This window comes from Leptodesmis sp. (genome assembly GCF_052746595.1).
Genome location: NZ_JBRAGO010000080.1, coordinates 18,118 through 20,866 on the forward strand (window position 1 = coordinate 18,118; position 2,749 = coordinate 20,866).

The 2,749-nt window shown below is 46.5% G+C and carries 3 protein-coding genes; all 3 read left to right on the forward strand.

Annotation, left to right across the window (positions count from 1 at the left end):
• Positions 1-178: 178 nt before the first annotated feature.
• The 3 genes from psbU to rpiA all read left to right on the forward strand — a co-directional run bounded on the left by psbU (position 179) and on the right by rpiA (position 2,247).
• Entirely contained in the window at positions 179-589 is a 411-nt protein-coding gene (psbU, locus tag ACUVQO_RS16680) for a photosystem II complex extrinsic protein PsbU (protein ID WP_445926974.1), read from the forward strand.
• Between the two features lie 606 nt (positions 590-1,195).
• Positions 1,196-1,543: a hypothetical protein gene (locus ACUVQO_RS16685; RefSeq protein WP_445926975.1), complete on the forward strand. Its 348-nt coding sequence runs from the start codon at positions 1,196-1,198 to the stop codon at positions 1,541-1,543.
• Positions 1,543-2,247, forward strand: a complete 705-nt coding sequence (gene rpiA, locus ACUVQO_RS16690; protein WP_445926976.1) for a ribose-5-phosphate isomerase RpiA — start codon at positions 1,543-1,545, stop codon at positions 2,245-2,247. The genes ACUVQO_RS16685 and rpiA overlap by 1 nt, the downstream gene beginning before the upstream one ends.
• Positions 2,248-2,749: the final 502 nt, after the last annotated feature.

The following is a 2,749-nucleotide window of genomic DNA, read 5'->3' on the forward strand; positions in this document are numbered from 1 at the left end:
TGAGGGTGAGCTTCACCATTAGCTGGCGCAACGGGCAGTGAAATTGGCAGATAAAAACTTTACCGTCTCAAAAGCGATCATGCCATTAGAACGGAGAATGCCACCCCGACCCATGATGCGAGCAAGCAATAGTCATGTCAGAGTTTAGTACAAACCCTTCCATACAAGGATTAAGACCATGAACAGGATCATCCGAGGATTACTCACGATACTATTGTGTATCTGTGTTTGGGGATGGTTGGCCCCATTTCAACCAATGGTAGCAGCACCAGCAATGGATTCAGGACGCTTGCAAGTCGCTCAGAATCCGGTGGAAGAAAAGCTAAGTACAGAGTTTGGCCAAAAACTGGATCTCAATAACAGCAATATTCGGGCTTTCCGCCAATATCCTGGTCTGTACCCGAATCTGGCCCGACTGATTGTCAACAACGCCCCTTACAAGGATGTGCAAGATGTGTTAGATATTCCGGGCTTAACGGAACAACAACGCGAAGTCTTACGGAAAAATCTAGACCACTTTACCGTGACAGAAGTGGAGCCCGCCTTGGTCGAAGGTGGCGATCGCTACAATCCAGGTCTGTATCGATGAGATGCAACCTGCTCTAGGGGCGTAGCATTCAGATAACGATCGTCTCCTGCTGTTCAAGGAGAACCGCCGAATGCTTCGTCCCTACCAAGAGGTGCCATATCGTCCGAGATATTTTGGGTGTTTTCATATAGTTTGACTATCTTAATAATTTTATGCCTCTTACACGCTCCATGTTGGCTGCTTAATAAATCGCTATTGTAGGCAAATTAGTATGATATTGGCCCAGCATTCTGATTGCTAATCCTTTCCCCGTGTTTTATCAAATTAGGAAAAAGTCAGATTTGCAAAAGCAGGTAGATGAATTCTTTAGATACCTAAACCCTGATCTGGATAGAGCCGCCACAGAAAATGACTCTAAGCACATTAATCACTGCATTGTCTTTTAACAATCTCGACAATCTCTTCTACTCTAGAGATACTCTACAAAAACAATCAATCAGTCGGTAAAATAACATATCATTACAAATGATATCCTCACAAGTTCCTCACACTGTTTGTCTAAAGTTAAAGTGTGGGCTAGTTTTCTGAAGGTCTGGGTACTCACACTATGAGCCTGCTTAGGGCAGGGGTAAGTTGGGTTGAAATTCGATTATGGAGGAGCAAACGATGAAATCTGGAGTGTTACTGTCTCCTACTCAAACTCTTCCGGAGCGCTTACAGAAAGCCATCCAAAACCGCTTTCCAGGAAAGGACGTCGAGGATCTCTCGATCCGCTACTACGAAAGTGTTGAGGATGTGGGGTACGAATTTTATATGGAAACCGTACTGCCCACTTGCACGGATGCTCGTCCGGCTCACTATCTGGCTCCATTTATCTCCTTTGTGCGGTTAGGAGAAGCCTTAATTTTGGATCGGGAGGATGGCCTGTTGGTGTATGAAACCGATCAGGATGATCTCTGTACTGAAACTGGACCTTTCTGGTTTGTCACTCCCAAGGCAACAGGCGAAGGTTGATGGTATCCCTATCCTCGGAATCGGATTCTATCACAGTCGTCAAACAAGCCGTGGGTAGGGCTGCAGCCTGTCGAGTCAAGTCAGGTATGATCATAGGGCTGGGGACAGGTTCCACCACAGCTTTTGCCATTCAGTATCTGGGTGGATTTCTAAGATCAGGAGCCTTAAGCAATATTCGCGGAATTCCCACCTCCTATCAGGCGGCGGCTCTGGCTAGACGTTATGGAATACCGCTGACCACCTTAGATGATATCGATCATATTGATATCGCGATCGATGGAGCTGATGCTGTAGATCCGCAGAAAAATCTGATTAAGGGGGGAGGTGCGGCTCATACCCAGGAAAAAGTGGTGGACTCCCTGGCAGAGATGTTTATTGTGGTGGTCGATCGCTCCAAAGTGGTGGATCATCTGGGTGTTGTCCCGGTTCCGGTCGAGGTGTTACCGTTTGCGGTGACTCCTGCCATGCGGGCCATTCAAAAGCTGGGAGGAAAACCGGAAATCCGTATGGCCACCAGCAACAAAGATGGACTAGTGATTACCGATCAGGGCAATATAGTGCTGGATGTAAAATTCGATCGCATTGACGATCCAGGGGAATTAAACCGCACCCTCAATACCATTCCCGGAGTCGTCGATAGTGGTTTATTGGTTTATAGCTGTCCTATGCGCTCAATCTCACCTCTGGAGCCACGATTATTCTAGTCGCTGGCGTTGTCTATTTATTGAGCATGATCGTCCAGCCTCTGAGAAAGCGATTGGTTCCCGTAGAAATGCGATCAGCAGATGCACGATCGCAGAATGAGCATTGGCAAGATAGTCAATTTTAGTAAAAAAATGGCTTTTTTAGTTAAAAAGCTCCCATAATCGAAAATGAATTCCCTCTGAATATCAAGTTTGTTTGATTCGTGAGTGCATTCTCCGTAAGGGCGAACGGCATCCGCCTGTACAAAGAGTCATCAGATCAGCGGATTTCATAGGACGAAACCAAGCCTGAACATCCGGGATTTCTCCTGGCAATCAAGTTTCTGCTGTCTGGGGCTATTTGTTCTGACAGATAGCTCTCCATTGATGTGTGAACTTACTTTCAGAGCAATTTGGCAAGGGAAGCAGTAATGAAATCGATCGCCCGATCGGAGGTTAAGCATGAGCCTTGATTTAACTATTGAGGGGTTCGGGGAGCTATAAGTCCCGCGCTGTATGCGAA